The organism is Scandinavium sp., assembly GCF_036271055.1.
In the GTDB taxonomy this organism is placed as follows: Bacteria; Pseudomonadota; Gammaproteobacteria; order Enterobacterales; family Enterobacteriaceae; genus Scandinavium.
In genome coordinates this window covers 69,461-85,855 of sequence record NZ_DATBBJ010000055.1, presented here as the reverse complement: position 1 = coordinate 85,855, position 16,395 = coordinate 69,461, and the positions used below count along the sequence as shown (strand labels likewise).

General features: G+C 53.5%; 16 protein-coding genes. 3 read left to right on the top strand and 13 right to left on the bottom strand.

The window, feature by feature from the left end:
* Positions 1-209 precede the first annotated feature (209 nt).
* From hemG to pepQ, 4 genes are read right to left on the bottom strand one after another with little or no spacing between them, the layout of a single operon-like run.
* A complete protein-coding gene (hemG, locus tag VH187_RS07895; protein ID WP_329700907.1) occupies positions 210-743 on the bottom strand; it encodes a menaquinone-dependent protoporphyrinogen IX dehydrogenase in 534 nt (177 codons plus the stop codon).
* An 11-nt stretch (positions 744-754) separates the two neighbouring features.
* Positions 755-2,206 carry a Trk system potassium transporter TrkH gene (gene trkH / locus VH187_RS07890; protein ID WP_329700906.1) on the bottom strand — a complete coding sequence of 484 codons (1,452 nt, stop codon included), beginning with the start codon at positions 2,204-2,206 and terminating at the stop codon, positions 755-757.
* 40 nt (positions 2,207-2,246) lie between these two features.
* Positions 2,247-2,861: an IMPACT family protein gene (locus VH187_RS07885; RefSeq protein WP_329700905.1), complete on the bottom strand. Its 615-nt coding sequence runs from the start codon at positions 2,859-2,861 to the stop codon at positions 2,247-2,249.
* Positions 2,861-4,192 carry a Xaa-Pro dipeptidase gene (gene pepQ / locus VH187_RS07880; RefSeq protein WP_329700904.1) on the bottom strand — a complete coding sequence of 444 codons (1,332 nt, stop codon included), beginning with the start codon at positions 4,190-4,192 and terminating at the stop codon, positions 2,861-2,863. The genes VH187_RS07885 and pepQ overlap by 1 nt, the downstream gene beginning before the upstream one ends.
* Before the next feature lie 188 nt (positions 4,193-4,380).
* On the opposite strand from pepQ, the gene fadB reads away from it, so the two are divergent.
* Together fadB and fadA are read left to right on the top strand one after the other, a co-directional pair.
* Entirely contained in the window at positions 4,381-6,570 is a 2,190-nt protein-coding gene (gene fadB, locus VH187_RS07875; RefSeq protein WP_329700903.1) for a fatty acid oxidation complex subunit alpha FadB, read from the top strand.
* Between the two features lie 9 nt (positions 6,571-6,579).
* Positions 6,580-7,743: an acetyl-CoA C-acyltransferase FadA gene (gene fadA, locus VH187_RS07870; protein ID WP_329700902.1), complete on the top strand. Its 1,164-nt coding sequence runs from the start codon at positions 6,580-6,582 to the stop codon at positions 7,741-7,743.
* Positions 7,744-7,958: 215 nt separating this feature from the next.
* Here fadA and fre read toward each other — a convergent pair whose 3' ends face one another.
* Both fre and ubiD read right to left on the bottom strand, forming a co-directional pair.
* On the bottom strand, positions 7,959-8,660 hold the full coding sequence (gene fre / locus VH187_RS07865) for an NAD(P)H-flavin reductase (protein ID WP_329700901.1): 702 nt from the start codon (positions 8,658-8,660) through the stop codon (positions 7,959-7,961).
* 41 nt (positions 8,661-8,701) lie between these two features.
* Positions 8,702-10,198 (bottom strand): 4-hydroxy-3-polyprenylbenzoate decarboxylase, encoded by a 1,497-nt coding sequence (gene ubiD / locus VH187_RS07860; protein WP_414713913.1) that lies wholly within the window; start codon positions 10,196-10,198, stop codon positions 8,702-8,704.
* Positions 10,199-10,359: 161 nt separating this feature from the next.
* On the opposite strand from ubiD, the gene rfaH reads away from it, so the two are divergent.
* Positions 10,360-10,848 carry a transcription/translation regulatory transformer protein RfaH gene (gene rfaH, locus VH187_RS07855; protein ID WP_329700900.1) on the top strand — a complete coding sequence of 163 codons (489 nt, stop codon included), beginning with the start codon at positions 10,360-10,362 and terminating at the stop codon, positions 10,846-10,848.
* A 2-nt stretch (positions 10,849-10,850) separates the two neighbouring features.
* Here rfaH and tatD read toward each other — a convergent pair whose 3' ends face one another.
* The 7 genes from tatD to ubiE all read right to left on the bottom strand — a co-directional run bounded on the left by tatD (position 10,851) and on the right by ubiE (position 16,355).
* Positions 10,851-11,645: a 3'-5' ssDNA/RNA exonuclease TatD gene (tatD, locus tag VH187_RS07850; protein WP_329700899.1), complete on the bottom strand. Its 795-nt coding sequence runs from the start codon at positions 11,643-11,645 to the stop codon at positions 10,851-10,853.
* Positions 11,646-11,673: 28 nt separating this feature from the next.
* Positions 11,674-12,456 (bottom strand): Sec-independent protein translocase subunit TatC, encoded by a 783-nt coding sequence (tatC, locus tag VH187_RS07845; protein ID WP_329700898.1) that lies wholly within the window; start codon positions 12,454-12,456, stop codon positions 11,674-11,676.
* A 2-nt stretch (positions 12,457-12,458) separates the two neighbouring features.
* Positions 12,459-13,001, bottom strand: a complete 543-nt coding sequence (tatB, locus tag VH187_RS07840) for a Sec-independent protein translocase protein TatB (RefSeq protein WP_329700897.1) — start codon at positions 12,999-13,001, stop codon at positions 12,459-12,461.
* Between the two features lie 3 nt (positions 13,002-13,004).
* Complete coding sequence (gene tatA, locus VH187_RS07835) at positions 13,005-13,268, bottom strand: Sec-independent protein translocase subunit TatA (RefSeq protein WP_329700896.1); 264 nt, start codon at positions 13,266-13,268, stop codon at positions 13,005-13,007.
* A gap of 76 nt (positions 13,269-13,344) precedes the next feature.
* Positions 13,345-14,985: a ubiquinone biosynthesis regulatory protein kinase UbiB gene (ubiB, locus tag VH187_RS07830; protein ID WP_329700895.1), complete on the bottom strand. Its 1,641-nt coding sequence runs from the start codon at positions 14,983-14,985 to the stop codon at positions 13,345-13,347.
* Positions 14,982-15,587: a ubiquinone biosynthesis protein UbiJ gene (ubiJ, locus tag VH187_RS07825; RefSeq protein WP_329700894.1), complete on the bottom strand. Its 606-nt coding sequence runs from the start codon at positions 15,585-15,587 to the stop codon at positions 14,982-14,984. Before ubiJ ends, ubiB begins: the two co-directional genes overlap by 4 nt.
* A gap of 12 nt (positions 15,588-15,599) precedes the next feature.
* Positions 15,600-16,355 carry a bifunctional demethylmenaquinone methyltransferase/2-methoxy-6-polyprenyl-1,4-benzoquinol methylase UbiE gene (gene ubiE, locus VH187_RS07820; protein ID WP_329700893.1) on the bottom strand — a complete coding sequence of 252 codons (756 nt, stop codon included), beginning with the start codon at positions 16,353-16,355 and terminating at the stop codon, positions 15,600-15,602.
* Positions 16,356-16,395 lie beyond the last annotated feature (40 nt).

Here is a 16,395-nt window from a genome sequence, read left to right as displayed (position 1 = left end):
ATAATACGTTTTCCTCATTCAGAGTCAAGCGGTTATTTTCGCTTTTCTCTGTCAGAATTTCCGGAGAAACCCTTCTGACCCGGCGGCTTGCTTGCCGTTGTTCCGTGTCAGTGGAGGCGCATTATAGGGAGTTATTCTGAGGTGACAAGAGGAAATTCAAAAAAACTTTCTGACTGCTCAAAATCCAGGCTTTACGCCTTTTTTACACACTATTTGCGTATTAGTTGAGCAATTTCACGGGCGAAATTCGCGACTTGCTGCCAGTCGGTATACACCACTTCTTTACGGGTATCCGTTTCCCCGCCTGTCATCTTCATAATCAGGCGGATCATCATGCGGTCATACCAGCTATAACGCGGATAACGCAGCGCACCCGCGAAGACCGCGCTATGATCTGGCTGCCAAGGGGAATCGAGCAAGAACTTGCGAGTATAGCTGTTAGTCTGCGGCGTACATTTCTCTGGCTTACGCGCTACAAGATTTACGGAATAGAAAGCGCTCGGCAATTGCTTAAGTGCCTGCTGATGCTTTTTCACAAAGGCATCCAGCGTTGAATGGAAATGTCCATAACGAATTGATGCCCCGATAACAACGCCATCATACTCTTGCCAGGCGATAGTCTCTGCGCGATGCAGATTAACGATATCCGCCGCAAAGCCCTGCTCTTTCAATTCAGACGCCAGCGACGCGGCAATCTCACGCGTTTGCCCATCCCGGGTAGAAAAGAGAATCAATATTTTCACAAACGCTCCTGTTAATCGCGCCAGAAAGTCGGTGTAAACAGCACCAACAAGGTAAAGACTTCCAGACGACCAAATAGCATGTTGGCAATCAGGATCCATTTCGCAACCGGATTCATACTGGCAAAGTTATCGGCCACGACACCCAAACCCGGGCCAAGGTTATTCAATGTTGCAACGACAGAAGCAAAAGCGGAGAAATCATCAACGCCAGTGGCAATGATAGCCAACATACTAATGATGAAGACCAGGGCGTAGGCGGAGAAAAATCCCCACACCGCTTCGAGAATACGTTCCGGTAACGCGCGGTTGCCAAGCTTAATGCTGTAAACCGCATTCGGATGCACCAGACGTTTCAGCTCACGATTCCCCTGCTTAAATAGAAGAAGAATACGAATCACCTTCAATCCTCCGCCCGTGGAGCCCGCGCAACCGCCAATAAAAGCAGAGCAGAGAAGCAGAACGGGCAGGAACAGCGGCCAACGTGCGATGCTGTCGGTGGTGAAACCCGCGGTCGTCGCCATCGACACCACCTGGAAGAACGCCTGATTGAGTGTCGTCAGCGCTGAGGTATACACATCGTGGAACCACAACACCAGCGTACAGACCACCACCAGCGTCAGCTGCACGCCGATGAACATCCTGAATTCAGGATCTCGCCAATAGACCCTCAGATTGCGACCGCTTAATAAAGAGAAGTGCAGACCGTAGTTACAACCGGAGATAAGCAGGAAGATGGCAATAATCGTGTTGATGGTCGGACTGTTGAAATAGCCTACGCTGGCGTCATGTGTCGAAAAGCCACCAATCGCAATAGTCGAGAAGCTGTGCCCAATCGCATCGAAGGCGGGCATACCGGCGAACCACAGCGCCAGCGCACAGGCAACGGTCAACAAGACATAAATGAGCCACAACGTTTTCGCGGTTTCGGCGATTCGCGGGCGCATCTTATTATCTTTCAGCGGCCCCGGCATTTCAGCGCGATAAAGCTGCATCCCGCCGACGCCAAGAATAGGCAGAATCGCCACCGCCAATACGATGATCCCCATCCCGCCGAACCACTGCAGCATCTGTCGATAAAAGAGGATCGCGTGCGGTAATGAGTCCAGGCCAACCAGCGTCGTTGCGCCCGTCGTCGTCAGCCCGGAAAAAGATTCAAAGAAGGCGTCAGTTATGGTCAGATTCGGCTGTTCGGAGAAAATAAACGGCAGCGCACCCACGCTACCCAGCACCGTCCAGAACAACACGACAATCAAAAACCCTTCGCGGGATTTGAGTTCGCCCTTTTGCTTACGGTTCGGCCACCACAACATCGAACCAATCGCCAATGCCACGAAAAAAGTTTGAGTAAATGCTCGCCCGGCCCCATCCCGGTAAATCAACGCTACCAGTCCAGGAACAATCATCGTTCCCGAAAACAAAATGACCAGCAGTCCAACGATTCGGGTTATGGCACGAAAATGCATCTCTGCCGCTTCCTTTGATAAGCAAAAAGTAGACCGGGGATTATTCGTCAATCCGGCGCAATTGCAACGCACCGCGACTAAAATCAGCCAGTCTTGTCGAAAAAGCCGCCAGTTCGGCCTGCGGAAGCGCCACCCGAAGCTGGACTACGGCCTGATAATCACTGCTGACGATGTTGCCGGAAAAGTGAGCCAGCAAAGATTCAACGCCCGCTAACTGTCCGTAATCACACTGCAAAGTATATTCGGTCAGCGGCGTCTTGCGCAGAGTCGTCAGTTCAGCCAACGCTTGATGAACACCGCCGCCGTAAGCTTTCACCAGACCACCCGTGCCAAGCAAAATACCGCCGTAATAGCGAACCACCACAGCGGTGATTTCCCCAACACCGCTGCCCATCAGTTGCGCAAGCATCGGTTTCCCCGCCGTTCCCGCCGGTTCACCGTCATCAGAAAAACCCAGCTGTTGCGAATCATTGGGCGGCCCGGCAACCCACGCCACACAGTGGTGGCGCGCGTCCGGATGTTCCACCCGCACCGATTCCACAAAAGCCTTTGCCGCTTCCACGCCCTCAGTATGCGCGAGTAACGTAATGAAGCGGCTCTTTTTGATCTCTTCAACCACGGCCACTGGCGCAGCCGGGATAAGCCAACTGTCCATCAAGCCAGCTTCAGATCTCGGGTCATGTTTTCGACGCCGTTTTCGCGGATAACCACGTTATCTTCGATGCGGATCCCACCGAATGGCTTCATGGCTTCAATCTTCTGCCAGTTGAAGTGCTTGCTGAATTGGCCTTCACGCCACGGCGCCAGCAGCGACTCGATGAAGTAGATACCCGGCTCGATGGTCAGCACCATACGCGGTTGCAAAATGCGAGTGCAGCGCAGATAAGGATATTTAGACGGCGCGGCAAGATGCGTGCCTTTATCATCCTGCATAAAACCCGCAACATCATGCACTTGCAGACCCAGCGGATGCCCAATCCCGTGCGGCATAAACGGCCCGGTCAGGTCATTTTCCACCATCGCTTCTTCACTCATATCGGTGATCAACTGATGCTTACGCAGCAGTTTGGCGATGCGCTGATGGAACTGGATATGATAGTCAACGTAGCTCACGCCCGCTTTCAGGGTGTCAATCAGCGCCAGTTGCTCAGTGTTGACGTCTTTAATCAACTGTGCGAATTCGGTATCTGCGTTACCCGCCCAGGTACGGGTCAGGTCAGCGGCATAACCGTTGTATTCCGCACCTGCATCCAACAGGAAACTGCGCATTTCAGACGGCGCGCGGTGGTCCAGTTTGGTGTAATGCAGCACTGATGCGTGCTCGTTCAGCGCCACGATATTGCTGTAAGGCACGTCAGTATCACGCTGGCCCGTGGCAGTCAGATACGCCAGGTTGATATCGAACTCGCTCATTCCGGAAAGGAAAGCTTCTTCCGCCGCCTGATGACCATTCACTGCCATTTTCTGCGCTTCGCGCATGCAGGAAAGTTCGTAATCGGTTTTGTAAGAGCGATAATAGTGCAGGTAATCGATCACCCCTTTCGGGTTGATATTGGCGGCGGCAATATCCAGGCCCAACGCGCGTTCAGCCACCGGGCCGATATACGCAATGTTGCCACGCGCCGCAGGAAGTTGGCTGCCAATGCCATCGGCTTTTGGCAACGCGATAACATCAACATCCTCGGTCCAGAAAGAAGTGGGCAACGGCTCCACGTTGTGCCAGTAATCGACCGGCAAATAGAACCACAGCTTCGGTTTGTTAACGCCATCCACCAGCAACCAGCAGTTCGGCACCTGAGTCACTGGCACCCATGCTTTGAATTGCGGGTTCACTTTGAACGGATACGGATGATCGTCGAGAAAAACGTTAAACAGTTCGCCGGAGTGAATCAACAGCGCGTCGAGCTTAAAACGGTCGAGCACGTCACGAGTGCGTTCCTGCAACGTATCAATATGATTTTTATAGAGTGTGGCCAGTGAGTCCATGTTTTACCCTTCTCTCTTTATAACCCGAATTCCCCGCATCTTAGCACATCGGTTTCGCGCTGCGTATTTCTGCCGAGCGTGATCCAGACGTCATTTTCTCACAGAGTAATTTGCATTTTATTAACATAAAATCCACACTTCGCCTCATCTGGTAAGACCAGTAACTTTGCTGGATTCAGGAGACTGACATGCTCTACAAAGGCGACACCCTTTACCTCGACTGGCTGGAAGATGGCATTGCCGAACTGGTGTTCGATGCCCCCGGCTCGGTCAACAAGCTTGATACTGCCACCGTGGCCAGCCTCGGCCAGGCGCTCGATGTCCTCGAAAAACAGCCCGACCTCAAAGGCCTGCTGCTGCGTTCCGAAAAAGCCGCATTCATCGTCGGCGCAGACATCACCGAATTCCTTTCATTATTCCAGGTTCCACAGGAACAACTGAGCCAGTGGCTGCATTTTGCCAACAGCGTTTTCTGTCGTCTGGAAGATTTGCCGGTCCCAACGCTTTCCGCTGTCAATGGCTACGCATTGGGCGGCGGCTGCGAATGTGTGTTAGCCACCGATTACCGTCTGGCAACGCCGGACCTGCGTATCGGCCTGCCTGAAACCAAGCTCGGCATTATGCCTGGCTTTGGCGGCTCCGTTCGTCTGCCACGTCTGCTTGGGGCTGATAGCGCACTGGAAATCATCGCCGCCGGGAAAGATGTGGGTGCCGACGAAGCGCTCAAACTCGGTCTCGTCGACGGGATTGTGAAAGCAGAAAAACTGCGCGACGGTGCCATTGCCGTTCTGCGCCAGGCAATCAACGGCGATTTAGACTGGAAAGCCAAACGCCAGCCGAAGCTCGATCCGCTGAAACTCAGCAAAATTGAAGCCACCATGAGCTTTACCATTGCCAAAGGCATGGTGATGCAGACGGCGGGCAAACATTACCCGGCGCCCATCACCGCGGTGAAAACCATTGAGGCGGCGTCTCGTTTAGGCCGTGATCAGGCGCTAGTGCTTGAGAATCAGAGCTTTGTGCCGCTCGCGCATTCGAATGAAGCCCGTGCGCTGGTCGGCATTTTCCTCAATGATCAGTTCGTAAAAGGCCAGGCGAAAAAGCTGACCAAAAATGTCGACACCCCGAAACAGGCCGCCGTGCTCGGTGCCGGGATCATGGGTGGCGGTATTGCTTATCAGTCCGCCTGGAAAGGCGTGCCAGTCATCATGAAAGATATCAATGACAAATCGCTGACGCTCGGCATGAACGAAGCGGCCAAACTGCTCAATAAACAGTTAGAACGCGGAAAAATTAACGGACTGAAACTGGCAAATGTGATTTCCACGATCCATCCCACGCTTGATTACGCCGGATTTGAACGCGTCGACGTCGTGGTCGAAGCGGTTGTTGAAAACCCAAAAATCAAAAAAGCCGTGCTGGCAGAAACCGAAGACAAAGTCCGTCCGGATGCGGTGCTGGCGTCCAATACCTCAACCATTCCTATCGGCGAACTGGCGAGCGTATTAAAGCGTCCGGAAAACTTCTGCGGCATGCATTTCTTCAACCCTGTGCACCGCATGCCACTGGTGGAAGTGATTCGCGGCGAGAAAACCTCAGACGAAACCATTGCTAAAGTCGTCGCCTGGGCGAGCAAAATGGGCAAAACGCCGATCGTGGTCAACGATTGCCCGGGCTTCTTCGTCAACCGCGTACTGTTCCCCTATTTTGCCGGTTTCAGCCAGTTGCTGCGCGACGGCGCTGACTTCCACAAAGTCGATAAAGTGATGGAAAAAGTGTTCGGCTGGCCGATGGGCCCGGCCTATCTGCTGGACGTTGTCGGAATTGATACCGCGCATCACGCGCAGGCCGTGATGGCCGCCGGTTTCCCGCAGCGTATGCAGAAAGATTATCGCGATGCCATTGATGCCTTATTTGATGCCAGCCGCTACGGTCAAAAAAATGGCCTCGGTTTCTGGCGCTATAAAGAAGACAGCAAAGGCAAACCAAAGAAAGAGGAAGATCCTGCGGTAGAAGCGTTGCTGGCGGAAGTCAGTCAGGCCAAACGCGATTTCAGCGATGAAGAAATTATCGCCCGCATGATGATCCCGATGGTCAACGAAGTGGTGCGCTGTCTTGAAGAAGGCATTATCGCAAGCCCGGCAGAAGCGGATATGGCGCTGGTTTATGGCCTTGGCTTCCCTCCATTCCACGGGGGCGCATTCCGCTGGCTGGATACGCTTGGCAGTGCCAAATACCTCGACATGGCGCAGCAGTATCAGCATCTCGGCCCGTTGTATGATGTGCCAGAAGGCCTGCGCAGCAAGGCGCGTCACAACGAAGCATATTATCCACCGGTTGAACCTGCCCGCCCGGTGGGTGAGCTGAAAACAGCTTAAGGAGTCACAATGGAACAGGTTGTCATTGTCGATGCAATTCGTACCCCGATGGGCCGTTCAAAAGGCGGCGCATTCCGCAATGTGCGGGCAGAAGATCTTTCCGCTCACCTGATGCGCAGCCTACTGTCGCGCAATCCGGCCTTAGATCCGGCGGCGCTCGACGACATTTATTGGGGCTGCGTACAACAAACGCTTGAACAAGGCTTCAACATTGCCCGCAACGCCTCACTGCTGGCCGAAATTCCGCATTCCGTTCCGGCAGTCACCGTCAACCGCTTGTGTGGGTCATCCATGCAGGCGCTACACGACGCGGCGAGAATGATCATGACCGGTGATGCGCAAGCATGTCTGGTTGGCGGCGTGGAACATATGGGCCACGTGCCGATGAGTCACGGTGTGGATTTCCATCCGGGTATGAGCCGCAGTGTGGCGAAAGCAGCGGGCATGATGGGCCTGACCGCAGAGATGCTGTCGCGTCTGCACGGCATCAGCCGTGAAATGCAGGATCAGTTCGCCGCCCGTTCTCACGCTCGCGCCTGGGCAGCCACACAGTCCGGTGCGTTCAAAAACGAAATTATCCCGACCGGTGGTCACGACGCCGACGGCGTACTGAAGCAGTTTTACTACGACGAAGTGATCCGCCCGGAAACCACCGTTGAAGCACTGTCTGCTTTACGCCCGGCATTCGATCCGGTGACGGGTACAGTAACCGCAGGCACGTCTTCCGCTCTCTCCGACGGCGCAGCCGCAATGTTGGTGATGAGTGAAAGCCGCGCCCGCGAATTGGGGCTGAAAGCACGCGCTCGGGTACGTTCAATGGCCGTTGTCGGCTGTGACCCGTCGATCATGGGCTACGGTCCGGTTCCGGCGTCAAAACTGGCGCTGAAAAAAGCCGGTCTTTCCGCGAGCGATATCGATTTGTTTGAAATGAATGAAGCCTTCGCCGCGCAGATCCTGCCATGCATTAAAGATCTGGGGCTGATGGAGCAGATCGACGAGAAGATCAACCTCAACGGCGGAGCAATCGCTCTCGGCCATCCGCTAGGATGTTCCGGCGCGCGTATCACTACCACGCTGCTGAATCTGATGGAACGCAAAGACGCCCAGTTTGGTCTGGCGACGATGTGTATCGGTTTGGGTCAGGGGATTGCGACGGTGATCGAGCGCGTCTGATTAGGAATGTATTCGGGTGATTTGTTCACCCGGAATATCGCATATCTCAAAGCCATTGACGCCAGAACAAGGCGGCAAACGAACACATCCCGATGAGCTTACAAAAGTAAGTGATTCGGGTGGGTGAGTGCAGCCAACACAGTTATGGCGACAATGGTGAAGAGAGAGTTTAGTTGCCGTTTTTCCCGCCTGTCAGGGGCGGGTTTTTTATCTGCTTAGATGAACGCGAACGCGTCGCCAAACAGGCGATCTTCACGTGCATTACGTTCATTACAGAACAGGTCGCGGGCGATTTTCGCCATCTCGAAACGACCGGCGATATAAATATCGTGTTCCGCCAGCGTACCGTAATCCTGCAACACCGCCGTTAACACCGTGCCAGAACGACCACGCCAGCCCTCTTCCGGCTGCTCAACCACCGGCTCAATGCGCAGATTCGGATGGTTTAAGGAGAGTGCTTCCAGTTCAGACAAATCATACAGATGCTTCTCTTCACGCCCGCCCCAGTAAATCGCGATGTCACGATTCGGGTTTTGTGAAAGCGCAGTCAGCAGAATCGAACGCACATAGGAGAACCCTGTACCACCGGCAATCAGCACCAGCGGACGCTCTTCATCGTCACGCAGCCACGCTTCACCGTGCGGGATATCGACCACAATCTCATTCTCTTTGAGAATTCTGTCCATCACAGCCATGGCGTACAGATTCAGCTCGGACGCGCCGATATGAAGCTCAATGCTGTTCTGCTCGGCCGGCGTAGACGCCATTGAGAACGGGCGCTTATCACGCTCGTCCATCACCACCATCAAATACTGGCCCGCGCGGAAGGAAAAGGCCGCTTCCGGTTCTAAACGAACGCGATATACCGTGTCGGTAATGGCATCTACCGAAGTGACTTTACAGCTTAAGGTTGTCATGCGCTCCCTCTGTCGGGTCTATAAGGCTAACACGGCGCGCGTCAGGCGCTTTTACCGTCATTAAAGATGGCCAGATCATCCCAAATGGCGTCAATTCGCGCCGTCACTTCGGGATCTTTCTTGATCGGGCGTCCCCACTCACGCGTGGTTTCGCCAGGCCATTTGTTGGTGGCGTCCAGCCCCATTTTCGAGCCTAAACCGGAAACCGGCGAGGCAAAGTCCAGATAATCAATCGGCGTATTTTCGACCAGCACCGTATCACGGGCAGGATCCATACGCGTCGTGATGGCCCATATAACGTCGTTCCAGTCACGGGCGTTAACGTCGTCATCGCAGACAATCACAAATTTGGTGTACATAAACTGGCGCAGGAACGACCACACACCCATCATCACGCGCTTCGCGTGACCGGCGTACTGCTTTTTCATGGTGACGACAGCAAGGCGATAAGAACAGCCTTCCGGCGGCAGATAGAAATCGACAATTTCCGGAAACTGCTTTTGCAGGATCGGAACGAAAACTTCATTCAACGCCACGCCGAGCACCGCAGGTTCATCTGGTGGACGGCCGGTGTAAGTTGAGTGATAAATAGCATCTTCGCGTTGAGTCACATGTGTGACGGTAAACACCGGGAAGCTATCCACTTCATTGTAGTAACCGGTGTGATCGCCGTACGGCCCTTCCGGTGCCATTTCGCCGGCTTCGATATAGCCTTCCAGCACGATTTCCGCACTGGCAGGCACTTCCAGATCGTTCGACAGACACTTAACCACTTCGGTTTTGGTGCCGCGCAAGAGTCCGGCGAAAGCGTATTCAGATAAGGTATCTGGCACGGGCGTCACAGCTGCAAGGATAGTCGCCGGATCTGCGCCCAGCGCCACCGCAACCGGGAAACGTTCGCCCGGATGGGCCGCACACCATTCCTGGAAATCCAGCGCGCCGCCGCGATGAGACAACCAGCGCATAATCAGCTTGTTTTTGCCGATCAACTGCTGACGATAAATGCCTAAATTCTGCCGCTCTTTGTGTGGCCCGCGCGTCACCGTTAACCCCCAGGTGATAAGCGGAGCGGCATCTTCCGGCCAGCAGGTCATGATTGGAATACGGGTTAAATCAACGTCGTCGCCCTGCATCACTTTTTGCTGGCACGGGGCGCCGCGCAGCCGTTTGGTCGGCATGTTCAGCACTTGCTTAAATTGCGGCAGTTTATCGAACAGGTCACGGAACCCTTTTGGCGGTTCCGGCTCTTTCAGGAACGCCAGCAATTTTCCCACTTCACGCAATGCGCTAACGTCTTCCTGCCCCATGCCCATCGCCACGCGCTTCGGCGTACCGAACAAGTTGCACAGCACCGGCATGTCGTAGCCTTTCGGGTTTTCGAACAGCAGCGCCGGACCGCCCGCACGCAGGGTACGATCGGCAATCTCGGTGATTTCCAGGTGGGGATCGACCGGCAGGGAAATGCGTTTCAGCTCGCCCTGTTGTTCCAGTTGTGTCAGAAAGTCGCGTAAATCGTGGTATTTCATGGGGTCAGTCATGGCCTCTTTGTAAGCGCCTCATTATACGGCGTTCAGTCGCGGGATGCTGTAATTTTGTTAAATTAGCGTGAACTCCCGGACTCCGTATGAGGCAACAATCCCTTTCGCTATCGCGCCTGGCTTTTGTTATGCTTTCCCAAGAATTACGGGAAAGAGTCATTATGCAAGCCTGGTATTTACTGTACTGCAAACGTGGGCAACTTCAGCGTGCCCAGGAACACCTTGAACGCCAGGCAGTTAATTGCCTGATGCCAACTATTGCGCTGGAAAAAATCGTCCGCGGTAAACGCACTACGGTCGACGAACCGCTGTTTCCCAACTATCTGTTCGTGGAGTTTGACCCCGAGGTCATTCACACTACCACTATCAACGCTACACGTGGGGTCAGCCATTTCGTTCGCTTTGGAATGCAACCCGCGATGGTGCCGTCCGACGTCATTCATCAGCTCTCCATCCACAAACCGGAAGGGATAACCGATCCGGAAACGCCGTACTCTGGCGATAATGTGGTGATCACCGAAGGCGCATTTGAAGGGCTACAGGCGATTTTCACTGAACCCGACGGCGAAGCGCGTTCCATGTTACTGCTGAACTTGTTGAATAAGCAGGTTTTACAGAGCGTGAAAAACACCGACTTCCGCAAAGTCTGAATTCAAAAATCGACACCAAACACTGCTTTCACATTCTGATCGGTAATGGCCGACAACGTTGGTAAGTCTTCCCCACGCCACTGTGCGATTCGCGCCAAAATATGGGGGAGATTCTTAGGCTCATTTCGGCGTGAAGCCGGTTTGGGTGACAAATCTCGCGGCAGCAGCCACGGTGCATCGGTTTCCACCAGCAAGCGATCCGCCGGAATCAATGGCAATAATTCGCGTAATTCCAGCCCGCGACGCTCATCGCACACCCAACCGGTAATGCCGATATACAGCCCATTGGCGAGGCATTCTTCCAGTTCTTGTCGCGTACCGGTAAAACAGTGCAGCACTGAGCCAGGCAGTTTCGATAACCACGGTTTTAATAGCGTAATAAAGCGTTCATGCGCATCACGGCAATGCAGAAAAACGGGCATATTCAGCTCTGCGGCGAGAGATAACTGAGCACTGAAAGCAATCTCCTGTTCCTGCGGCGTGGAGAAATTACGGTTGAAATCAAGTCCACACTCACCGATAGCAACCACGCGAGGCTGCTGCGCCAGCTGGCGAATCGCCTCTGCGACTTCCACCGTCCAGCTACTGCTATTGTGAGGATGTACGCCTGCCGTTGACCAGCAGTGCTCATAACGCTGAGCCAATTGTTGCGCCGCTTCGCTTTCTTGCAGGTTGGTGCCGGTTATCAGCATTCCGCTAATTTCTGTGGCGAACGCTCGCGTCACCACCTCATCACGATCGCGGTCAAACTGAGAACTGGTTAGATTCACGCCAATATCAAACATGGTGACTCCCATACAACAACCGCCCTTTCGGGCGGCTGGTTTATTCTTCTTTTTCGCTGGCAGCGGCTTCTTCTTCCGCCGCTGCGTCTTCATCACGCGAGAGCCGTTTACCGGTATAGAAACGGGCAAAGAAGACGCCCACTTCAAACAGGCAATACATCGGAATGGCGAGCAACGTTTGCGAGAATACGTCCGGCGGCGTTAACAGCATGCCGATAACGAAAGCAGCGACCAGCACATAAGGACGCTTCTTGCGCAGGTCATCTGGCGTAGTGACGCCCACCCAGCACAGCAACACTATCGCGACCGGCACTTCAAACGACACGCCGAAGGCCATAAACAACGCCATGACGAAATCGAGATAGCTACGGATATCCGTCGACACCTGCACGCCAATCGGCGCGGTATGCGTCAGGAAACCAAACGCCAGCGGGAACACCACAAAGTAAGCGAAAGCCATGCCGATATAAAACAGCAGCGTGCTGGAGACCAGCAATGGCACGACCAGACGGCGCTCGTGTTTATACAGTGCCGGGGCCACAAACGCCCAAACCTGATAAAGGATCACGGGAGCAGAGAGGATAACTGAAACCATGAAGGTCAGTTTGATAGGCGTAAAGAACGGCGAAGCCACATCGGTGGCGATCATCGTTGCCCCGACAGGCATCTGCTTGATAAGCGGTGCGGACACCAGCTGATAAATGTCGTTAGCGAAATAGACTAACGCCAGAAAAATTACAAATACCGCGATGATGCAATTGATGAGGCGCTTACGCAGCTCAATCAAATGCGAAATCAGCGGTTGAGTCTGTTCTACGCCCATGTTTACGGTTTATCGCTGGTTGCAGGGGAGGGATCAGAAGCCGATACGGCAGCTGGCGCTTTCACCTTCTCCACAGAAACAACTGTTTCCGGGGCTTTCTCGATGGTTTCAGCTACATCAGGAGCCTGTGCTTCGGCGCTTGCCTGATGCTCTGGCGTAACCGGTGTGACGCCTTCGCGCTGCGCTTCGCTGCCTTTCACCACTGGATTGCGGATGGTATTGGCTTCATCGCTTGAGTGCTCAGGATCCTGCTGAGTGTAGGAACGCTTCATGGATTCCGCCGCTTCGCGCAGCTCATCCATCGAGTCCTTCAACTCCGGAGAAAGATTGCCGAGGCTCGCCTTCTCAACTTTTTTCAGGCTGTCCTGAAACTCCTGGAGTTTCAGCTCCTGAGCCAGTTCGTTTTGCACGGTAGTCGCCATCGAGCGAATAGCCCGGATCCAGCCTGCTACCGTTTTCACTGCCACCGGCAAACGTTTTGGCCCAAGCACAATCAGACCAATAATGAAGACCAGCAGCAGTTCACTGAAACCAATGTCGAACACGAATTACACCTGCTCTTTATCGTGGCGTTTTGCGTCGTCTTTGCTGGCTTCATCCTGCTTTTCAGATAATGATTTCGCAGGGAAATCAGCGTCCTGAGCGGATGTCTCTTTCTGTTCCGGTTTGCCGTCTTCATCACCCATGGCTTTTTTGAAGCCCTTGATAGACGCACCCAGGTCAGATCCCAGTGAGCTCAGCTTTTTCGTCCCGAAAAGCAGAACCACGATAACAACGACGATCAACAACTGCCAAACACTGATACCACCCATACATATTCCTCTGTGTCAGATGATAATGAATCCACTGACGTGTAGCTTACACGCCTTCGTCTAAATGATGCAAAAATCAGCGGCCTTTAAACCAGCCAATCAGCCAGGCAACTATCCCCGCGCCCATCAACCCTGTAGGTTGGAGCCCCAGATCAGGACGGGTTATCAACAGCAACGTGCCGCTCAGCATGAATACAGCCCCCACACCGAACAGATAGCGAGATTGCCCCTGCCGGACGCGATTGGCTCCCAATTCGTGAGCGATTTTATCAATACTTCGCTGAAGGCTTTTGCCCTGGCGCAAACTGTCGTAAATCAGTTCCGGCATTTCCGGCATTTTTTCTATCCAGAACGGCGCTTTTTCTTTAAACGCACGAACCAGCGCCGGAAGCCCTACCTGATCTTTGAGCCATGACTCAAGGAAAGGTTTCGCTGTCTTCCATAAGTCTAACTGAGGATAGAGCTGACGTCCTACCCCCTCAACGTAAAGTAGTGTTTTCTGAAGTAAAACCAACTGCGGCTGTACTTCCATATTGAAACGGCGAGCGGTGTTGAACAAATTCAGCAATACGTGACCAAACGAGATCTCCGAAAGCGGCTTTTCGAAGATAGGTTCACAGACCGTGCGAATCGCAAATTCAAACTCTTCAACGTTGGTATCCGGCGGAACCCAACCAGAATCCACATGCAGCTCAGCCACTTTGCGGTAGTCGCGATTAAAGAAAGCGATAAAGTTTTCCGCCAGATAGCGCTTATCGTCTTTGTTCAATGAGCCAACAATACCGCAGTCGATGCCAATGTATTTGGGATCTTCGGGATGCTCGTAACTGACGAAAATATTGCCCGGGTGCATGTCCGCATGGAAGAAACTGTCGCGGAAGACCTGCGTAAAGAAGACCTGCACACCACGTTCAGCTAGCAGCTTCATGTTGGTGTTTTGCTTTTCCAACGCTTCGATATCAGAAACCGGAATCCCGTAGATGCGTTCCATCACCAGCATGTCTTCGCGACAGTAGTCAGAATAGACTTCAGGTACATAGAGCATCGGGCTGGTTTCAAAGTTTCGGCGTAACTGAATAGCGTTCGCCGCTTCGCGAAGAAGATTCAGTTCATCGAGCAGCGTCTTTTCATATTCGCGCACCACTTCTTGCGGACGCAGACGGCGTCCGTCGGGCAGCAAACGAGGCACCCAGCGTGCAAGACGGTAAATCAGTTTCATGTCCGCTTTGATGACCGGCAGAATGTCAGGGCGGATCACTTTGATGACAACTTCTTTACCATTTTCTTTCAGGCGCGCTGTGTGCACCTGAGCGATGGACGCGGAAGCCAACGGTTCGACCTGGAAATCATCAAACCAGCTTTCAACAGGAATACCGCCCATCGATTTCTCAATTTGCTGTTGCGCGAGTTTGCCGTCAAACGGTGCGACGCGGTCCTGCAACATGGCGAGCTGATCGGCGATTTGTAAAGGGAAGAGATCGCGGCGGGTTGAAAGCATCTGGCCGAATTTTATCCAGACAGGGCCGAGCTCTTGCAAGGCAAGGCGCAGACGCTCACCTAATGGCAGATCTTTATGGCGATTTGGCATCCAGAACAACGTTCGCCGCCAGATACGAATTGGCAGGGTGATACGCATTTTGGGAATGAGCTCATCAAGCCCGTAACTCAAAAAGGTGTGGATGATAAAATACAGGCGCCGAATTTCCCCTGGCGTCATTTCCCCTCCAGTTTTTCCAGCCGTTTGGTTAAGGCCTCGACGGCGCGCGCAACGGCGGCACTCTCTTCGGCAAACCAGGCGACTTCCAGCGAACCGGGCGCCATGCGCCACTCTTCGGTAATGACTTCAGACACATAGCGCTGCTGGCGTTGTAAACCGCGCTGAAGAAACTTCGCCCCACCGCGCAATACTTTGCTGACACCTTCTGCGGCGATATCACCGGTATAGGGTGCCAACAGTTCGGCAGGATCGAATTCCGCGAGATCGGCCAGCGCGACAAAATTTTGAACAACCTGAAGGTCGCCCTGCACTTCGAGATCGCCAGAACGAATCAACGAGGTCAGCTGTTGGCGATTGCGCAACTGTGGCAGCACACCAATACGCGTCGTTACCGTGCAGTCAGCCTCGCCTTCCCATGCGCCCAGCACATCAATCTGTTGCTCGCTAAATACAAGCACCAGCGGCGAAGAGAACTCTTTCATTTCAACGCGCAACACCTTACCCAGCAGACGCTGACGGGCCGGTTTTAACGCGCGCTCGCGCCACAAAAAGGTATTGAGCGCACCTTCAATGCCCGCAGTAACCAAAGGTTGAAAAGGCATGGCGAACTCCTGTCAGAACTTATAACCACGGTGCAGCGCGACAATACCGGCTGTCAGGTTGTAGTAATCCACACTTTCAAAGCCCGCATCCTGCATCATCGCTTTCAGCGTGTCCTGATTAGGATGCATACGGATGGATTCCGCCAGGTAACGGTAGCTTTCGCCGTCATTTGCGACCATCTCCCCCACACGCGGCAGCACGTGGAACGAGTAGGCATCGTAAGCTTTGCTCAGCGGATCAATAATCGGTTTGGAAAACTCCAGCACCAACAGGCGTCCACCGGGTTTCAGCACGCGGTACATAGAACGCAGCGCTTTCTCTTTGTCGGTGACGTTACGCAGACCAAAAGAGATGGTGATGCAGTCAAAGGTATTGTCCGGGAACGGGAGCGCTTCGGCGTTGGCCTGCACGTATTCAACGTTGCCAATCACGCCAATGTTGCGCAGCTTTTCGCGGCCCATTTTAAGCATTGATTCGTTGATATCCGCTAATACCACGCTGCCGGTTTCGCCCACTAAACGGGAGAATTTCGCCGTCAGGTCGCCAGTACCGCCTGCTAAATCAAGCACTTTTTGCCCACGACGAACGCCGCTGCAATCAATGGTGAAGCGCTTCCACAAGCGATGGATCCCGAACGACATCAGGTCGTTCATGACATCATACTTAGCGGCAACAGAATGGAATACATGCGCCACCATGTCCTCTTTCTGCGATTTGGCTACTGTCTGGAAGCCAAAGTGCGTCGTTTCTTGTGAATCCTCAACCATCTCAATGTCTGCCTATCAAGAAAATGTTCCGGGAGTGTAA

Bases quoted from the DNA above. Each gene is read 5' to 3' on its own strand.
- trkH (WP_329700906.1), bottom strand. From the start codon at position 2,206: ATGCATTTTCGTGCCATAACCCGAATCGTTGGACTGCTGGTCATTTTG.
- VH187_RS07885 (WP_329700905.1), bottom strand. From the start codon at position 2,861: ATGGACAGTTGGCTTATCCCGGCTGCGCCAGTGGCCGTGGTTGAAGAG.
- pepQ (WP_329700904.1), bottom strand. From the start codon at position 4,192: ATGGACTCACTGGCCACACTCTATAAAAATCATATTGATACGTTGCAG.
- fadB (WP_329700903.1), top strand. From the start codon at position 4,381: ATGCTCTACAAAGGCGACACCCTTTACCTCGACTGGCTGGAAGATGGC.
- fadA (WP_329700902.1), top strand. From the start codon at position 6,580: ATGGAACAGGTTGTCATTGTCGATGCAATTCGTACCCCGATGGGCCGT.
- fre (WP_329700901.1), bottom strand. From the start codon at position 8,660: ATGACAACCTTAAGCTGTAAAGTCACTTCGGTAGATGCCATTACCGAC.
- ubiD (WP_414713913.1), bottom strand. From the start codon at position 10,198: ATGACTGACCCCATGAAATACCACGATTTACGCGACTTTCTGACACAA.
- rfaH (WP_329700900.1), top strand. From the start codon at position 10,360: ATGCAAGCCTGGTATTTACTGTACTGCAAACGTGGGCAACTTCAGCGT.
- tatD (WP_329700899.1), bottom strand. From the start codon at position 11,645: ATGGGAGTCACCATGTTTGATATTGGCGTGAATCTAACCAGTTCTCAG.
- tatC (WP_329700898.1), bottom strand. From the start codon at position 12,456: ATGGGCGTAGAACAGACTCAACCGCTGATTTCGCATTTGATTGAGCTG.
- tatA (WP_329700896.1), bottom strand. From the start codon at position 13,268: ATGGGTGGTATCAGTGTTTGGCAGTTGTTGATCGTCGTTGTTATCGTG.
- ubiB (WP_329700895.1), bottom strand. From the start codon at position 14,985: ATGACGCCAGGGGAAATTCGGCGCCTGTATTTTATCATCCACACCTTT.
- ubiJ (WP_329700894.1), bottom strand. From the start codon at position 15,587: ATGCCTTTTCAACCTTTGGTTACTGCGGGCATTGAAGGTGCGCTCAAT.
- ubiE (WP_329700893.1), bottom strand. From the start codon at position 16,355: ATGGTTGAGGATTCACAAGAAACGACGCACTTTGGCTTCCAGACAGTA.